This is a genomic window from Micromonospora andamanensis (genome assembly GCF_016863495.1).
GTDB lineage: Bacteria > Actinomycetota > Actinomycetes > Mycobacteriales > Micromonosporaceae > Micromonospora > Micromonospora andamanensis.
The window spans coordinates 1-15,647 of the sequence record NZ_BOOZ01000009.1 but is presented as its reverse complement, the minus strand read 5'-3'; the positions used below and the strand labels follow the sequence as shown (position 1 = coordinate 15,647).

The window sequence follows — 15,647 nt, the reverse complement described above, 5'->3', positions numbered from 1 at the left end:
GGGCGCGTCCTATTTCCCGACGAAGGGCCCGTACGCCGAGGCGTACGGGCCCTTCGTCGGGTTCAGATCCAGCGCCCGCCCAGCCACATCCGGGCAGACCAGTCCTCGTACGGCAGCACCGTGCCCACGAAGATCGGATAGAAGTACGCGAAACAGAGGACGACAAGCGCCACGTACGCCCCGGCGACCACACCTCCGACCAGCCGGCGGTCCCGGCTCGCCTCCTCGTCCGCACCGGTCACGGGTCGGGTACCGCTCGGCCCCGCCGGCGAGGCGATGGCCCCCAGCACGTAGACCACGGCGAGCACCAGGAACGGCAGCGCGGGCGCGGCGTAGAAGGAGAACATCGTCCGGCCGTCGAGAGCGAACCAGAACCAGGGCAGCAGCCCGGCCGCCACGGTGAGCAGGATCGCGCCGGCCCGCCAGTCCCGGCGGGCCAGGCCGAGCCAGACCAGTGCCACAAGCGCGGGCAGGAACGACCACCACAGCAGCGGGGTGCCCAGCAGCAGGACCTCTTCGGCGCAGCTCGCCGCACCGCAGGGCCCCTCGCCGGTCCAGTGGAACGCCACCGGCCGGCCCAGCAGCAGCCACTGCCACGGCCACGACTGGTACTTGTGTGGATCGTCGAGCTGGCTGTGGAAGCCGAGCGCGGCCTGGTGGTACTGCACCAGATTCCACAGCGGGCCGACGATGGGCGTGTCGCTGAGCCCGGCGTCCGGGTACCGCTCGGCCAGCCGGTAGTAGCCCTCCTGGCTGAACAGCCAACCGGACCACGTCGTGACGTAGGTGACAGCCATCAGCAGGCCGGCGAGCACCATCCAGGGCACGCCGTCGAGCAGGGTGTCCCGCCACGGCCGGCGTACCCCGGCCGACCGCCGGGCGCCGACGTCCCACAGGAACATCAACAGCGCGAAGACGGGTACGAAGAACAGCGCACTCCACTTCACCGCGAAGGCGCAGCCGAGCAGCACCCCGGTCGCCAGCCGCCACCAGGGCCAGTTCCGCCAGCCGCCGGCCGGCCGGCCGGCCCGCCCCCGGGCGGTCGGATCCAGCCCGGACTCCAGGGCCCGAGCCCAACGGCGGCGGGTCGCGTCCCGGTCCAGCACCAGCGCGCCGAAGGCGGCCAGGATGAAGAAGAGCAGGAAGATGTCGAGCAGCGCGGTGCGGGAGAGCACCAGGTGGAAACCGTCGACCGCGAGCAGTAGACCGGCGGCGCAGCCGAGCACCGTGGAGCGGAACATCCGGCGGCCGATCCGGACCAGCAGCAGCACCGACAGGGCACCCACAAGCGCCGCCGAGAAGCGCCAGCCGAACTCCGGCGCGGTGGTGAACAGGTGGCCGGGAACCGAGATGCCGTGCTCCGCGTCGCTGTAGCCGAAGGCCCACTCGCCGAAGCCGATCAACCACTTGCCCAGCGGTGGGTGGACCACGTACGACGCGACGCCGTTCGTGTAGTTCCACTCCACGCCCTTGTCGACGAGCCCCCAGGCGTCCCGGGCGTAGTAGACCTCGTCGAAGATCTTGCCGGGCGGGTGGCTGAGATTCGCGAACCGGAGAACCGCGGCGATAACCACCACCACCGCCGTGGCCAACCACGAACGGTCGTCCAGCCCGGCCTCGACCGTGGCCAACCGGCGGCGGATCGTCGCCGGTACCCCGCCCGCCACCGGATCGGTGGCGGTGGTTGTGGTCGCTGCCGGCTCCGAGGGCTGGTCGGGGCTCGCGCTCTGTGCTGTCGACGCACTCGTCACCCGGCGATCGTAGGCTGCGGAAGGGGTCGGTGGTGCCTGTCGTCCCCATATGCGGTACGACCATCGATGAAAGAGAGCGCTGTTGTGGGTGGAATGTCCGAAACGGGCCGCCTGATTCTGCTCGGCGCGCCGCTCGGCAACTCCGCCGACGCCTCCACCCGACTGCGGGAGGTGCTCGCCGCGGCAGACGTGGTCGCCGCCGAGGACACCCGCCGGCTGCACCGGCTCGCCCGCGATCTCGACGTGACCATCCCGGGCCGGATCGTCTCGTACTTCGAGGGCAACGAGGAGCGGCGTACCCCGGAACTTGTCGAGGTGCTCACCGAGGGATACGTGGTCGCGCTGGTCACCGACGGCGGGATGCCGAGCGTCTCCGACCCCGGCTACCGGCTGGTCCGCGCCGCCCTGGACGCCGGGGTGCCGGTCACCGCCGCGCCGGGTCCGAGTGCCGTCACTACCGCTCTCGCCCTGTCCGGGCTGCCCAGCGACAGGTTCTGCTTCGAGGGCTTCCTGCCCCGTGCCCCCGGCGCCCGGCGGGCCCGGCTGCGGGCACTCGCCGCCGAGGAACGGACGCTCGTCCTCTTCGAAGCGCCGCACCGGATCGCCGCCGCGCTCGCCGATCTGGCCGACGCGTTCGGCGTCGACCGGCCCGCCGCCCTCTGCCGCGAACTCACCAAGACGTACGAGGAGGTGCTGCGTCGCCCGCTCGGCGAGTTGGCCCGGTGGGCCGCCGACGGCGATCCGCGCGGCGAGATCACCCTCGTGGTGGGCGGTGCTCCCGCCACACCCGCGGTCCGTCCCGACGACGACGTGCTGCGCGCGGCGGTGGCCGAGCGGGAGGCGGCCGGCCGGAGCCGCCGGGACGCCATCACCGACGTCGCGACCGCGCACGGGTTGCGCCGCCGGGACGTCTACGCCCTCGTGCACCAGTGAGTCCGGGTGCTACCAGGCGGCGATCAGGAAGCCGAGCGCGGTCAGCAGCGGCCCGGCCAGCGACGCGGTGATCGCCAACCGTCGTTCGGTCGGGTCGGGCAACCGGGTCGCGCCGGTCCAGCGGGCGATGCCCACCGCGCAGCCCACCACCCCTAGCATTCCGAGCAGCCAGCGCAGGTGGGCGCCCACCCCACCGTCGGCGTACGCGACGTGACCGTCCGGGCCGGTCACCCGGGCGGGCAGCGCCGAACCGGGCACCGCCCGGTCCCGGGGCACCCCGCTGACCCGTACGCCGTGCGTCCGGAACTCCTCGTCCGCCGCGGTGAAGATGCCCCGGCACCGCTGGGTCAGACCGTCGCCGGTGCACCTGGTGACCGTCACCGTGCCGGAGGTGGCGTGCCCGACGGCGAGCCAGAGCGGGCCGGCGCTGACCCAGGCGAAGAAGGCTGCCGCGAGGCTCAACCCGATAAGCGCCGCCAGCCCCGCCAGCGGATCGGGCGGATGGTTGCTCCGCTCCCGGTGCCGGCGCACCGGCCGCAACCGCCGCCACCACTGACCGCCGTCACCGGGCGACTCCTGCCGCACCGGCGTGCCGTCCCAGTGCACCTCCTCGATCGGCGCCCAGAAGGTCTCCTCGTCAGGCGTACCGTCGTCGCGCGACAGGTGTCGGCGGCCCCGACGCCCGGCCGGCCGGACCGGAACCCGGCGCGGCAGCAGGTCCACCGGAGCGCCGGTGGTCGGCTCCACCTCGACAGCGTGCCGTAACTCGACGGTGGCGGGATCCGGCCCGGCGACGCCGGCCTCTCCCTCGGATGTCGCCGAGGACACCGCGCGGGGCTGGGGCGCGACCACCTGGGTACGCGGCGGCCCGGCGGACTCCGGCCCGGCGTCGGGGAGAGGGCCGTCGGAGTGGTCTCGGGCGGCTCGGCTGCCAGTCACACGTCCCATTGGACACCTGCGAAGGTGGCTGATCCGCCAGCTCAGGCAGCGTGTCGGCGACAATTCGGACGATTTGCCGGAGCCGGTCGGGCCAGCAGGCCGGGCGGGGAGCCCTATTGGTTCGCGGCCACCGCGCGGGGGTCACTAGGCTTTCTGTCCATGAGTCACGTTCTCGCGGCAGTGGCCTGGCCGTACGCCAACGGCCCGCGCCACATCGGCCACGTCTCCGGTTTCGGCGTTCCCTCCGACGTGTTCGCCAGGTACATGCGGATGGCCGGTCACGACGTGCTCATGGTCTCGGGCACCGACGAGCACGGCACGCCCATCCAGGTGCAGGCCGACGCCGAGGGGCTCAAGCCGCGCGAGCTGGCCGACAGGTACAACCGGGTGATCGTCGAGGACCTGCACGGCCTCGGCCTCTCCTACGACCTGTTCACCCGCACCACCACCGGCAACCACTACGCGGTGGTGCAGGAACTGTTCGAGGGGATGTACCGCAACGGCTACATCGTGCCGAAGACCACGATGGGGGCGATCTCGCCGTCCACCGGCCGGACCCTGCCCGACCGTTACATCGAGGGCACCTGCCCGATCTGCGGCTACGACAGCGCCCGCGGCGACCAGTGCGACAACTGCGGCAACCAGCTCGACCCGATCGACCTGATCAACCCACGGTCGAAGATCAACGGGGAGGCGCCGGAGTTCGTCGAGACCGAACACTTCTTCCTCGACCTGCCCGCCCTGGCCGACGTCCTGCGGCAGTGGCTGGACACCCGGGAGGGCTGGCGGCCGAACGTCCTGCGCTTCTCGAAGAACCTGCTGGACGACCTGCACCCCCGGGCCATCACCCGCGACCTGGAGTGGGGCGTACCGATCCCGCTCGACGGTTGGCGTGAGCGCACCGACAAGCGGATCTACGTGTGGTTCGACGCCGTCATCGGCTACCTGTCCGCCTCCATCGAGTGGGCCCGCCGCACCGGCGACCCGGAAGCCTGGCGGAAGTGGTGGTCCACCGATGGCGAGGGCAAGGACTCGCAGGCCTACTACTTCATGGGCAAGGACAACATCGTCTTCCACTCGGTGATCTGGCCCGCGTTGCTCGCCGGCTACTCGGGTGAGGGCGACCGCGGCGGTGAGCCGGGTCGGCTCGGCCGGCTCAACCTGCCCACCGAGGTGGTCTCCAGCGAGTTCCTGACCATGGAGGGACGCAAGTTCTCGTCCTCCCGCCGGGTGGTCATTTACGTCCGCGACTTCCTCCAGCGGTACGACGCCGACGCGTTGCGCTACTTCATCGCGGTGGCCGGGCCGGAGAACAACGACACCGACTTCACCTGGGCCGAGTTTCTGCGCCGCAACAACGACGAACTGGTCGCCGGCTGGGGCAACCTGGTCAACCGGTCCGTCTCGATGGCGGCGAAGAACTTCGGCGAGATCCCGCCGATCGACCCCGCCGGGCTGACCGAGGCCGACGAGGCGCTGCTGGCGGTGGCCCGCGCCGGCTTCGCGACGGTAGGTGACCTGATCGCCCGGCACCGGCAGAAGCAGGCAATCGGTGAGGCGATGAAGGTGGTCGCCGAAGCCAACAAGTACCTCTCCGAGCAGGCGCCGTGGAAGCTGAAGGACGCCGCGGACAAGCCCCGGATGGGCACCATCCTGCACGTCGCCCTCCAGGTGGTGAGCGACGCCAACACGCTGCTCACCCCGTTCCTGCCGCACTCCGCGCAGAAGATCCACGAGCTGCTCGGCGGCACCGGCGTGCACGCCCCGATGCCGGTCATCGAGGAGGTCGCCGACCTCGACGCCGGGCCCGCGTACCCGGTGCTGACCGGGGACTACACCCAGGGCACGCGGTGGGAGTCCGTACCGCTCGTGGTGGGCCGGCCGCTCGCGGCCCCCAAGCCGGTGTTCCGCAAGCTCGACCCCTCGATCGTGGACGAGGAACTGGCCCGGCTCGAGAGCTGACCGCGCAAGGAGCAGACCGCGCAGTGATGGGCGCGTCCCGTACCGGGTCGCGCCCATCGTGCCGTCCGGGTGGCCCGGCGCGGCGCGGTCCGCGCGACGCCGGCCCGGACCGGATCAGGCGCGGGCCATGGCCGGCGAGCCGATGAACTCCATGATCGCCTGGTTCACCTCGGTGGCGTTGGTCCACGGGGTGCCGTGCGGCGCGCCCTTGAGGGTGACCAACCGGCTGTCGGCGAGCATCGGCTGCAACCGCTGGCCGGTCTTCGGGTACGGCAGCACGTTGTCCTTGTCACCCTGCACGATCAGCACCGGCACGTCGATCCGGGACACGTCGGCCCGGAAGTCGGTGCCCCACGCGTCGACGGAGTTCAGGGTGGCGATCGCCGAGGCCCGCGCGCCGATCTCCCAGTGCGCCCGGTGCGCCTCCTCGCTTACCAGCTTGCCCTTGTTCTCCTTGTAGTTGAAGAAGGCTTCGCAGAACTGCGTGAGGTAGGCGAACCGGTCCTGAATGATCGCCTGCTTGAACCCCTCGAAGAGGCTCGCCTCGACGCCCTCCGGGTTGTCCGGCGCCTGCCGCAGGTACGGCGCCAGCGGTGCCAGCAGCACCGCCCGGTCCACCCGGTCCGAGCCGTACGCGCCCAGGTAGCGGGTCACCTCGCCGGTACCCATCGAGTGGCCGACCAGGATCGTGTTGCGCAGATCCAGCTCGGTCATCAGCACGTCGAGGTCGGCGGCGAAGGTGTCGTAGTCGTACCCGAACGCCGGCTGTGCCGAGTTGCCGAAGCCACGCCGGTCGTACGTGATCACCCGGTATCCCGCGTCGAGCAGCGGTCCCGAGACCTTCTCCCAGGTCGCCCCGTTGAAGGGGAACCCGTGGATCAGGACGATCGGCTGACCCGACCCATGGTCCTCGTAGTACAGGTCGATGGGCGCGGAGTTCTCCGTGCCGACGGTGATGAAGGGCATCTCGTCCTCCTGTTCAGGTGGGAAACCGAGCCTTCCCCGGCGGGCATCCGATATTCCTGCGCCACCCGACCCGCACCGACCAGGTCAGAGGAGGTACGGGTGATCCACCACCTGATCGTCGGTGACCTCACCGCCCGGGGCCCATGTCTCGTAGACACCCCGTTCGTGACACTGTGCTCCGGTCGCGGCGACCGCGTCCGGATCCGGTCGTCGCAGCCGTAACCGCAGCCAGCCCGACTCCTCCCGCAGCACCAGGCACGGCACCCCCCGCCAGGCGGCCAGGCGTAGCCGTCGGCCCGCCCCGTCGACCGGGTACCTGGCGGCCCGGGTCAGCGCCAGGACCCGGAAGCCGCCGGGCAGGTCGGCGACCGCCTCGTACTCGCCGCCCGCGTACGTACCCACAAGTCGGGTCGAGCGCGGCGCCTCCCCGGTCGGCACATACTCCTGGTCCGGCGACAGACCCGGCACCGCGGCGAGCAGGTGTCGCCACTGTGGCCCGACCATCCGTAGCCAGCCCCGCTGCTCCGCCTGGTAGGCGTAGAGCACCACCTCCACACCCTCCGCCGGGTAGGCCAGCAGGGTGGCGTTGGCCGGCATCGGCAGGTCGGCGAAGTCCCGGGTGACGAACTCCGGAATCAGATGATGGCTGCTCGGCGTGAAGCCGGTACCGAGCACCGCCGGACCCAACCGGTCCCGCGCCCCCAGGGCCGCCAGGCCGCGGTACGCCGCACCCGCCGGCACGTCGTAGTCACCCTGGTCGGCGGCACGCCACCGCAGCGCGTACGTCACGTCCGCGCCGTCCCGGCCATCCCCGCCGTCGGCACGCAGCACGCTCGTCGTCGTCGGGGTACGCAGGTGCGCCACGTCGTGTTCCCGGTAGCAGAACCCGTGCGGCAACCAGCCCCGGACGTAGCCGGAGAGCTGCCGGGCGGAGAGGATCTTCATCATCCGGGTACCCCGCCGGACAACGGCCGAGGCGCGTACCGCGGTGATCAGCGGATCGTCAGCGGCGGCCGGCTGCTGGGCGAGCCGGTGCACCTCCGACCAGCCCCGCTCCCGGTGCAGCGGCACCAGCAGCGGCGTCTCCGGCTCCTCGGCCTGTTCGGTCGCCCCGTGCACCGCGGTGACCTCGGTGACGTGTACGAACCGTCGCCAGGGCAGCGCCGAGTTCGGTCGGGGCGACCACTCGAAACCTGTCGCCTCGTCGGCGCTGAACAACTCGTACGCCGCGCCCCGTGCGATCTCCTCCGCCGGATAGACCGCGCCGCCGAACGCCACCCGCAGACCGGTCCGCTCCGGCACCGTACCGCCGGCCCGGGAAAGCTCGCTTCGCGCGTCCACTCCGCGACGGTAGGGGTGCGGGGCGTAGCCGAGGTGAACTCCGGGTGGCGTGCGGATGGACTCGGTCGGTGTGTGATGCTGTCGACGAGATGAGCGAGCCGACCGAGTCCCGTAGCCAGCGCGCCGCCCGCCGTGCCGGAGAGTTCCCACCCGCACCCGAGCCGTTGCCCCTACCGGTCCTGGACAGCCACACCCACCTCGACATCACCGTCAGCGAGGCCGGGGTGCCCGGCGGTGTCGACGCCACCGACCCGGTCGCCGCGGCCATCGATGTCGCCGCCGCCGTGGGGGTCGACCGGCTGGTGCAGGTCGGGGTGGACGTCGCCTCCTCCCGCTGGGGTGTCGAGGCGGCGGGCAGCTACCCGGCGGTGGTGGCCACTGTCGCGCTGCACCCCAACGAGGCCCCCCGGCTGGCCGACCTCGACGGTGCCCTGCGCGAGATCGAGGCACTGGCGGCCCAGGACCGGGTGCGTGGTGTCGGCGAGACCGGAATGGACCGCTACCGCACCGGTGACGAGGGCCGCGCCGCGCAGGAGGAAAGCTTCCGCGCGCACATCGCCATCGCCAAACGGTACGGCCGCACGCTTGTGATCCACGACCGGGACGCGCACGCTGACGTGCTGCGCATCCTCGACGACGAGGGCGCACCGGACACGGTGGTGATGCACTGCTTCTCCGGCGACGCCGAGTTCGCCACCGAATGCGTCCGCCGGGGCTACCTGCTCAGCTTCGCCGGCACCGTCACCTTCGCCAGCGCCGGGGCACTGCGCGAGGCCGCCGCGCTGACTCCGCTCGACCAGATCCTGGTGGAGACCGACGCGCCCTACCTCACTCCCGTGCCGCACCGGGGCCGGCCCAACGCCTCGTACCTGATCCCGTTGACCGTCCGGGCGCTGGCCGCCACCACCGGCACCGACCTCGACGCACTCTGCGCCGCCATCTCGGCCACCGGGGAACGGGCCTTCGGTCCCTGGCACCCGGCTGGCGTCCCAGGCTGACCCGTACGCTGTCGGGTTATGGCCGCAGACCTGCTCGGCCCGGCGGAGATCCGGGACCTCGCCGCCCGGCTCGGCGTCGCGCCCACCAAGAAGCTCGGCCAGAACTTCGTGCACGACCCCAACACGGTGCGCCGGATCGTCGCCACCGCCGGACTCACCGCCGACGACGTGGCGCTCGAGGTAGGCCCCGGGTTGGGCTCGCTCACCCTCGCCCTGCTGCCCGCCGCCGCCCACGTGCACGCCGTCGAGATCGACTCCACGCTTGCCGGCGCGCTCACCGACACCGCCGCCCGGCACGCCGGCCCGGCCGCTGACCGGCTCACCGTGCACCACGCGGACGCCCTGCGGATCACCGCCGCCGACCTGGCCGACCCGGCGCCCACCGCGCTGGTGGCGAACCTGCCCTACAACGTCGCCGTGCCCGTGGTGCTGCACCTGCTCGCCGAGCTGCCCAGCCTCCGGCAGGGGCTGGTGATGGTGCAGAAGGAGGTGGCCGACCGGCTCGTCGCCGGTCCCGGCTCCAAGGTGTACGGCATACCGTCGGTCAAGCTCGCCTGGTACGCGTACGCCCGGGCCGCCGGGAAGGTGCCGCCCAACGTGTTCTGGCCGGTGCCCAACGTCGACTCCGGTCTGGTCGCGTTCACCCGCCGCGAGCCACCCCGCGCCGACGTGCCCCGGGCGCAGGTCTTCTCGGTGGTGGACGCCGCCTTCGCGCAGCGGCGCAAGACGTTGCGGGCCGCGCTGGCCGGCTGGGCCGGCAGCGCCGACCGGGCCGCCGCCGCGCTCACCGCCGCTGGTGTCGACCCCGGCGCACGCGGTGAGTCACTCACCGTCGAGCAGTTCGCCGCCGTCGCCGCGTCGGCCCCGAGCCGTACGCCGGCAGCCCAGTAGGCTGAGGCCGTGCCCGCCGAGGAGGTGTACCAGTGAGCGCCCAGCCGATCGATCCCGACGTGTCCGGCATGTGGGGCCCGGACCCGCTTCGGCAACGCCTGGCCAACTACACCATCGAGGACGTGCTGGCCTTCCCCGACGACGCCCCCCGCGTCGAGTTGCGTGACGGAGTCCTGGTCTTGGTCCCCTCCCCTACCTACGGTCACCAGACCATCAGCAACCTGCTGTGGATGTGGTTCCGGCGAAACGCCCCGTTCGATGTCTCCCCGGCCACTGCGGTGGGGGTGGTGATGAGTCACCGCAACACGTTCGAACCGGACGTGGTGCTGCTCAGGCGGCCGGTCGTGGCCGAGAATCATTACTTCGACGCCGAGCAGGTGGTGCTCGCCGTCGAGGTCGTGTCGCCCGGCACCCGGCGTCGGGACCGGTTGGAGAAGCCCGCCGACTACGCCGACGCCGGCATCCCGCACTACTGGCGGATCGAGCAGAATCCCGTGCACGTGTACGCGTACGACCTTGTCGACGGCCGCTACGAGCTGGTCGCCGACTCCGCCGAGGAGCTGATCGTGACCAAGCCGTTCGACGTGCGGCTGCCCGTCCGGGACATCACCCCGTGACCGAGGCCTGGCGACCGGACGACGACGAGCCGCGCGGGGCGACCGGTCCGGTCCGGGTACGGGTGCCCGCCAAAGTCAACCTGCACCTGGGGGTCGGCCCGCTGCGCCGGGACGGCTACCACGAGCTGAACACGGTTTACCACGCGATCTCGATCTACGACGAGCTGACCGCGCGGCGCGGCGACACGCTGACCCTCACCATGGAGGGCGAGGGCACCGGGGAACTCGCCCTCGACGACTCCAACCTGATCATCCGGGCGGCGCACGCTCTCGCCGGGTACGCCGGGGTGATGCCGCACGCCCGGCTGCACCTGCGCAAGCAGATCCCACTGGCCGGTGGGCTCGCCGGTGGCAGCGCCGACGCGGCTGCCGCCCTGGTCGCCTGCGACGCGCTGTGGGGCACCGGTCTGTCCCGTGACGAGTTGGCGAGCATCGCCGCCGACCTCGGCTCGGACGTGCCCTTCCTGATCCACGGCGGCACCGCGTTGGGCACCGGCCGGGGCGAGGCGGTGAGTCCGGTGCTGGCCCGGCCCACCTCCTGGCACTGGGTGGTGGCCATCGCCGACGGTGGTCTGTCCACCCCGGAGGCGTACCGGGAACTCGACAGGCTCCGCGAGACCGGTGCCGCCGGGCCGCCCCTGGGCCCCACCGACGGACTGCTGGCCGCGCTGCGGCAGCGCGACCCCCGGGTGCTCGCACCGACCCTCGGCAACGACCTCCAGGACGCCGCCCTGGCCATGCGACCGTCGCTGGCGAGCACCCTGAAGGCCGGCGAGGCGGCCGGGGCGCTGGCCGGCATCGTCTCCGGGTCAGGGCCCACCTGCGTGTTCCTCACCGCCGACGCCGCCGACGCCGAACGTGTCGCCGCCGAGCTGGAGGCCGCCGGGGTGTGCCGGCAGGCCCGCGTCGCCCACGGTCCGGTGCACGGCGCCCGGATCACCTGAGTCGACCCGCCGATCCGGCGCGGGTCAGGTGGTGCTCGGTCTGGTCGGCCGGGACCCGGTGCCGGGGACACCGCCGAGCAGCGCGGCCGTTTCACGCAGCGCCGCGTCCAGCGGCTGCGGACGCCTGCCGAAGGTGGCGGTGGCAGCGGTGGAGTCCATGACGAACGGTCGGGCGAACTGGTACGCCGTGGTCTGGAACTCACGCAGCATCGGGGAGAACACGCCACCGGCGCGGAAGAGCGCGCGGGGAATTGTGGTGAGTTTCGGGGCGGGCGCGCCGGCCACCTCGGTGAAGCGGGTGGCGAGTTCCCGAACCGTCAGCGGTGACGCGCTCGGCACGTGCCAGGGCCGGTTCCAGGCCCGCTCGTCGGTTGCGGCGGTGACAAGCATCGCCGCCATGTCGTTCACCGACGTCCAGGTGTGCGGCACGTCCAGCGGAGCCGGGACGAAGGTGCGCCGGCCGGCGAGCAGCGGCTTCCCGATGAAGAAGCTGAAGATCGACTGCGCCTGGAGGTAGTCGCTGCCGCGTACCTCCGTCACGGCGCGGATCCGGCCGGCACGCTGGGCGGCGAGGGCGGCGCGCCAGATGTCGGCACGCATCTTGAGCTTCGGGTGGGTGGCGGCGAGCGGGTTCTCCTCGGTCATCGGGCCGGTGATCTCGCCGTAGCCGTAGAGGCAGCCGGCGATCACCAGCGGGGCACCGGAGCGTTCGGCGGCGGTGAGCAGCGCGGCGGCCATCGGCGGCCAGTCGGTGAGCCATCGGTGATAGGCCGGGTTGAGGCAGTTGTAGATGGCGGTCACGCCGTCGGCGAGCCTGCTGAGCCGGTCGGCGTCGCCGGCGTCGGTGGCGACCCGCTCGATGTGCGGGTGGGTCGGGCCACGGCCGGACCGGCTGACGATCACCGCCCGCTCACCGCGCTCGGCGAGCTGTCGCGCGGTGGTCGAACCGACCATCCCGGCGCCGACGATCAGGTGCACGGCCATGAGGGATCCCCCTAAATGAGAGCGGCGCTCTCTGTCGAGACCAATGCTCACCCAGATGAGTGCCGGCCGTCAAGAGCAGTGCTCTCGAATGTGTGCGACACTCACTGGCATGCCCGCTGCCGCCATCCGGGCCCGGGCCCGGGCCGAAATGATCAACGAGATAAAGACGATCGCCCGCCGGCACCTCGCCGCTGAGGGGGCGAACCTGTCCCTGCGCGCGGTCGCCCGGGACATGGGCATGGTCTCCTCGGCGATCTACCGATACTTCCCCAGCCGGGACGACCTGCTCACCGCGTTGATCATCGACGGCTACCACGCCCTCGGCGATGCCACCGAAACCGCCGACACCGAGGTGACCGACCGCGCCGACCTCCGCGGCCGGTGGCTCGCCGCCTGCCACGCGATCCGCCGCTGGGCGCTGTCCAACCCCGCCGAGTACGCCCTGCTCTTCGGCAGCCCGGTGCCCGGCTACGCGGCCCCGCAGGAAACCACCGAGGCGGCGGCCCGGACCCCCGCCGTCCTGATCGGCATCCTCGCCGACGGCCGCGCCACCGGCGCGCTTGCCGATCCCGACCCGGAAGAACTGCCCGGGCCGGTCCGATCCGACCTCGCCGCCGTCCGCGACCGACTCTTCCCAGGACTACCCGAAGCCCTGCTGGCCCGGGGCGCCACCGCCTGGATCCACTGCTTCGGAGCCGTCAGTTTCGAAGTCTTCGGCCAGCTCAACGGCGTGATCGAGGCCCGGGAGGAGTACTTCGACCACCAGACCCGCCAGATGGCCGACCTGATCGGCCTGCCCGACGCGGGATAGCCGACCCGCAGGAACGGTTACCCGCCCGCGTACCCTGGAACGACAGGCGTCCCCAGGTGCCCCCGGCACCGGGACGCCTTGATCATGGAAGGTGGTACGTGGCCAACATCGTCAACCTGGACCGGGTGTCCAAGGGCTACGGCGCGGCCGGGCCGCTGCTCACCGATGTCTCGCTCGGCCTGGAGGACGCCGACCGGATCGGCGTCGTCGGGCTCAACGGCGCCGGCAAGTCCACCCTGCTACGACTGCTGACCCGGACCGAGCAGCCCGACGACGGCCGGGTCACCCACCGCCGCGACCTGCGGGTCGCCTGGCTGCCACAGAATCTCACCCTCAGCCCCGAGGCCACCGTCCGCGACGTCGTCCTGGGCACCGAGTGGCTCGCCGAGAGCATGGGCGCCGAGCACGAATGGGCCGGCGACGCCGGCGTACGCGCCATTCTCGACGGGCTCGGCATGCCCCACCTGGGTCTGGACGCCCCGGTCGGGCCGATGTCCGGCGGCGAACGCCGCCGGGTCGCACTCGCCGCGCTGCTGGTCCGCGACGCCGACCTGCTCATCCTCGACGAGCCCACGAACCACCTCGACGTCAGTGGCGTCGACTGGCTGGCCCGGCACCTGCTCAACCGCAAGGGCGCCCTGGTCGTCGTCACCCACGACCGCTGGTTCCTCGACGCCGTCTGCACCACCACCTGGGAAGTCGCCGACCAGAGCGTGCGGGCCTACGAGGGTGGCTACGCGGCCTGGATCCTTGCCCGCGCCGAGCGGGAACGCATCGCCGCCGCCACCGAGGCGCGCCGGCAGAACCTGCTCCGCAAGGAGATCGCCTGGCTGCGCCGTGGTCCCCCGGCCCGCACCTCGAAGCCGAAGTTCCGCATCGACGCCGCGAACGCGCTCATCGCCGACGTGCCGCCACCACGCGACACCATGTCGCTGCAACGGCTGGCCACCGCCCGGCTCGGCAAGCAGGTGTACGACCTGGAACACGTTCGGCTGCACGCCGGCCCCAAGACCATCCTCGGCGACGCCACCTGGCAGGTCGGCCCCGGCGACCGGGTCGCCATCCTCGGCGCCAACGGCGCGGGCAAGACCACCCTGCTGCGGATGCTCGCCGGTGTCACCCACCCCGAGAGCGGGCGGCTGACCACCGGCAGCACCGTACGGGCCGCCTTCCTCTCCCAGGAACTCGCCGAACTGCCAAGTGAGCTGCGCGTCCTCGAAGCCGTCGAGGAGGTCGCCCGGCGGGTCCGCCTCGGCGACCGGGAGATCTCCGCCGCCCAGCTCGCCGAGGTTTTCGGCTTCGACGACAGGCGTCTCTGGACCCCGGTCGGAGACCTCTCCGGCGGCGAACGGCGTCGACTCCAGATGCTGCGGCTGCTCGCCGGTGAGCCGAACGTGCTGCTGCTCGACGAGCCCACGAACGACCTCGACACCGACACGCTGGCCGCCTTGGAGGACCTGCTCGACTCCTGGCCCGGCACCATCGTGGTGGCCAGCCACGACCGCTACCTCATCGAGCGGGTGACCGACTCGGCGTACGGCATGTTCGGCGACGGCCGGCTGGTGCACCTGCCCGGCGGTGTCGACGAGTACCTCGCCCGCGCCAACGACCGACCGGGGCCCGGCCGTACCCCGGCACCCACAGCACCGGCCACCGCCCCGGCCGGCGGCGGCATGAGTGCCGCCGAGGCCCGGCAGGCCCGCAAGGAACTGGCCCGCCTCGAACGACAGGTCGGCAAGCTCGAACAGAAGGAAGCGGCGCTGCTGGACCAACTCGCTGCGAACGCCACCGACTACACCCGGGTGGCCGAGCTGGACGCCCAGCTCACCCAGGTGCGCGGTGAGCGGGAGGAGGCCGAGCAGGCCTGGCTCACCCTGGCCGACGACATCCCCGCGAGCTGAGCCGCTCCACCCGACGGCGACGCGCCCGGACGCGGCGTCCCCGGTACCCGTGTGCGGCGTCACACCGCCGGATGCGGGAGAATCGCCGTCGACCCTCACCCAACGGCGTTGGAGACACAGACATGGCCCACACTCCCGTCAACCACCCCGCGCGGCCGATCTACCGGGCGATCGGCGGGCTGATCGGTCTGTACCTGGTGGCCTTCGGTGTGATCGGCCTCCTGACCAGCACCGGCGAACCCTTCTTCAGCCAGGGCGACACCCAGGCCCTGGGGCAGGGCACGAACCTCGGCTTCTCCCTGTTCAACATCGTGGTCGGCGCGATCGTGCTGGCCGGCACCGCCATCGGCCGCAACCTCGACGTGCTGATCAACCAGTGGTCGGCGTACCTGATCATGGCGGTCAGCCTGGCGGGTCTCGCCTTCATCCGGACCGAGGCCAACATCTTCAACCTGAGCGTCGCCACGGTGATCGTCCACATGGTGCTCAGCCTGGTACTGCTGATGGCCGGCATGTACGGCAAGGTCGGCACCGACGACGAGCACGAGGCGTGGCAGAAGGCTCGGCTCGTGCTCTGAGGTTTCGCTTCTGGTTCCGGTTGGGGTTTTC

14 protein-coding genes are annotated in these 15,647 nt (G+C 71.9%); 9 read left to right on the top strand and 5 right to left on the bottom strand.

The annotated features are described in order from the left end of the window. Positions 1–62: 62 nt before the first annotated feature. On the bottom strand, positions 63–1,751 hold the full coding sequence (locus Van01_RS10560) for a dolichyl-phosphate-mannose--protein mannosyltransferase (RefSeq protein WP_204005114.1): 1,689 nt from the start codon (positions 1,749–1,751) through the stop codon (positions 63–65). A 66-nt stretch (positions 1,752–1,817) separates the two neighbouring features. Here Van01_RS10560 and rsmI point away from each other — a divergent pair, with 66 nt between their 5' ends. Then, the gene (gene rsmI / locus Van01_RS10555) at positions 1,818–2,684 is read left to right on the top strand and encodes a 16S rRNA (cytidine(1402)-2'-O)-methyltransferase (protein ID WP_373306231.1); all 867 of its coding nucleotides are present in this window, start codon (positions 1,818–1,820) and stop codon (positions 2,682–2,684) included. Between the two features lie 9 nt (positions 2,685–2,693). Here the strand turns inward: rsmI and Van01_RS10550 are convergent, their stop codons facing one another. Continuing rightward, complete coding sequence (locus Van01_RS10550; protein ID WP_239098982.1) at positions 2,694–3,632, bottom strand: hypothetical protein; 939 nt, start codon at positions 3,630–3,632, stop codon at positions 2,694–2,696. A gap of 150 nt (positions 3,633–3,782) precedes the next feature. Between Van01_RS10550 and metG the strand changes: the two genes are divergently transcribed. Further along, positions 3,783–5,585 carry a methionine--tRNA ligase gene (gene metG / locus Van01_RS10545; RefSeq protein ID WP_204005104.1) on the top strand — a complete coding sequence of 601 codons (1,803 nt, stop codon included), beginning with the start codon at positions 3,783–3,785 and terminating at the stop codon, positions 5,583–5,585. Positions 5,586–5,699: 114 nt separating this feature from the next. On the opposite strand, the gene Van01_RS10540 is transcribed toward metG, so the two are convergent. Both Van01_RS10540 and Van01_RS10535 read right to left on the bottom strand, forming a co-directional pair. After that, a complete protein-coding gene (locus tag Van01_RS10540) occupies positions 5,700–6,551 on the bottom strand; it encodes an alpha/beta fold hydrolase (RefSeq protein ID WP_204005102.1) in 852 nt (283 codons plus the stop codon). 84 nt (positions 6,552–6,635) lie between these two features. Next, positions 6,636–7,892: a hypothetical protein gene (locus tag Van01_RS10535; protein ID WP_204005100.1), complete on the bottom strand. Its 1,257-nt coding sequence runs from the start codon at positions 7,890–7,892 to the stop codon at positions 6,636–6,638. An 89-nt stretch (positions 7,893–7,981) separates the two neighbouring features. Between Van01_RS10535 and Van01_RS10530 the strand changes: the two genes are divergently transcribed. The 4 genes from Van01_RS10530 to Van01_RS10515 are packed head-to-tail and all read left to right on the top strand — an operon-like array spanning position 7,982 to position 11,342. Then, entirely contained in the window at positions 7,982–8,890 is a 909-nt protein-coding gene (locus tag Van01_RS10530; protein ID WP_204005098.1) for a TatD family hydrolase, read from the top strand. Positions 8,891–8,908: 18 nt separating this feature from the next. Beyond that, positions 8,909–9,781, top strand: a complete 873-nt coding sequence (gene rsmA / locus Van01_RS10525) for a 16S rRNA (adenine(1518)-N(6)/adenine(1519)-N(6))-dimethyltransferase RsmA (protein ID WP_204005096.1) — start codon at positions 8,909–8,911, stop codon at positions 9,779–9,781. A gap of 32 nt (positions 9,782–9,813) precedes the next feature. Continuing rightward, positions 9,814–10,398 (top strand): Uma2 family endonuclease, encoded by a 585-nt coding sequence (locus Van01_RS10520; RefSeq protein ID WP_239098981.1) that lies wholly within the window; start codon positions 9,814–9,816, stop codon positions 10,396–10,398. After that, the gene (locus tag Van01_RS10515) at positions 10,395–11,342 is read left to right on the top strand and encodes a 4-(cytidine 5'-diphospho)-2-C-methyl-D-erythritol kinase (RefSeq protein WP_204005094.1); all 948 of its coding nucleotides are present in this window, start codon (positions 10,395–10,397) and stop codon (positions 11,340–11,342) included. Before Van01_RS10520 ends, Van01_RS10515 begins: the two co-directional genes overlap by 4 nt. Before the next feature lie 24 nt (positions 11,343–11,366). Here Van01_RS10515 and Van01_RS10510 read toward each other — a convergent pair whose 3' ends face one another. Beyond that, the gene (locus tag Van01_RS10510; protein WP_204005092.1) at positions 11,367–12,326 is read right to left on the bottom strand and encodes an NAD-dependent epimerase/dehydratase family protein; all 960 of its coding nucleotides are present in this window, start codon (positions 12,324–12,326) and stop codon (positions 11,367–11,369) included. A gap of 109 nt (positions 12,327–12,435) precedes the next feature. Between Van01_RS10510 and Van01_RS10505 the strand changes: the two genes are divergently transcribed. From Van01_RS10505 to Van01_RS10495, 3 genes are all read left to right on the top strand, one after another. Then, a complete protein-coding gene (locus tag Van01_RS10505) occupies positions 12,436–13,137 on the top strand; it encodes a TetR/AcrR family transcriptional regulator (RefSeq protein WP_204005067.1) in 702 nt (233 codons plus the stop codon). Between the two features lie 98 nt (positions 13,138–13,235). Beyond that, the gene (locus Van01_RS10500) at positions 13,236–15,038 is read left to right on the top strand and encodes an ABC-F family ATP-binding cassette domain-containing protein (protein WP_204005065.1); all 1,803 of its coding nucleotides are present in this window, start codon (positions 13,236–13,238) and stop codon (positions 15,036–15,038) included. A 122-nt stretch (positions 15,039–15,160) separates the two neighbouring features. Next, entirely contained in the window at positions 15,161–15,616 is a 456-nt protein-coding gene (locus tag Van01_RS10495; protein ID WP_099847635.1) for a DUF4383 domain-containing protein, read from the top strand. Positions 15,617–15,647: the final 31 nt, after the last annotated feature.

Bases quoted from the DNA above. Each gene is read 5' to 3' on its own strand.
- Van01_RS10540 (WP_204005102.1), bottom strand. From the start codon at position 6,551: ATGCCCTTCATCACCGTCGGCACGGAGAACTCCGCGCCCATCGACCTG.
- Van01_RS10510 (WP_204005092.1), bottom strand. From the start codon at position 12,326: ATGGCCGTGCACCTGATCGTCGGCGCCGGGATGGTCGGTTCGACCACC.
- rsmA (WP_204005096.1), top strand. From the start codon at position 8,909: ATGGCCGCAGACCTGCTCGGCCCGGCGGAGATCCGGGACCTCGCCGCC.
- rsmI (WP_373306231.1), top strand. From the start codon at position 1,818: ATGAAAGAGAGCGCTGTTGTGGGTGGAATGTCCGAAACGGGCCGCCTG.
- Van01_RS10550 (WP_239098982.1), bottom strand. From the start codon at position 3,632: ATGGGACGTGTGACTGGCAGCCGAGCCGCCCGAGACCACTCCGACGGC.
- metG (WP_204005104.1), top strand. From the start codon at position 3,783: ATGAGTCACGTTCTCGCGGCAGTGGCCTGGCCGTACGCCAACGGCCCG.
- Van01_RS10530 (WP_204005098.1), top strand. From the start codon at position 7,982: ATGAGCGAGCCGACCGAGTCCCGTAGCCAGCGCGCCGCCCGCCGTGCC.
- Van01_RS10495 (WP_099847635.1), top strand. From the start codon at position 15,161: ATGGCCCACACTCCCGTCAACCACCCCGCGCGGCCGATCTACCGGGCG.
- Van01_RS10505 (WP_204005067.1), top strand. From the start codon at position 12,436: ATGCCCGCTGCCGCCATCCGGGCCCGGGCCCGGGCCGAAATGATCAAC.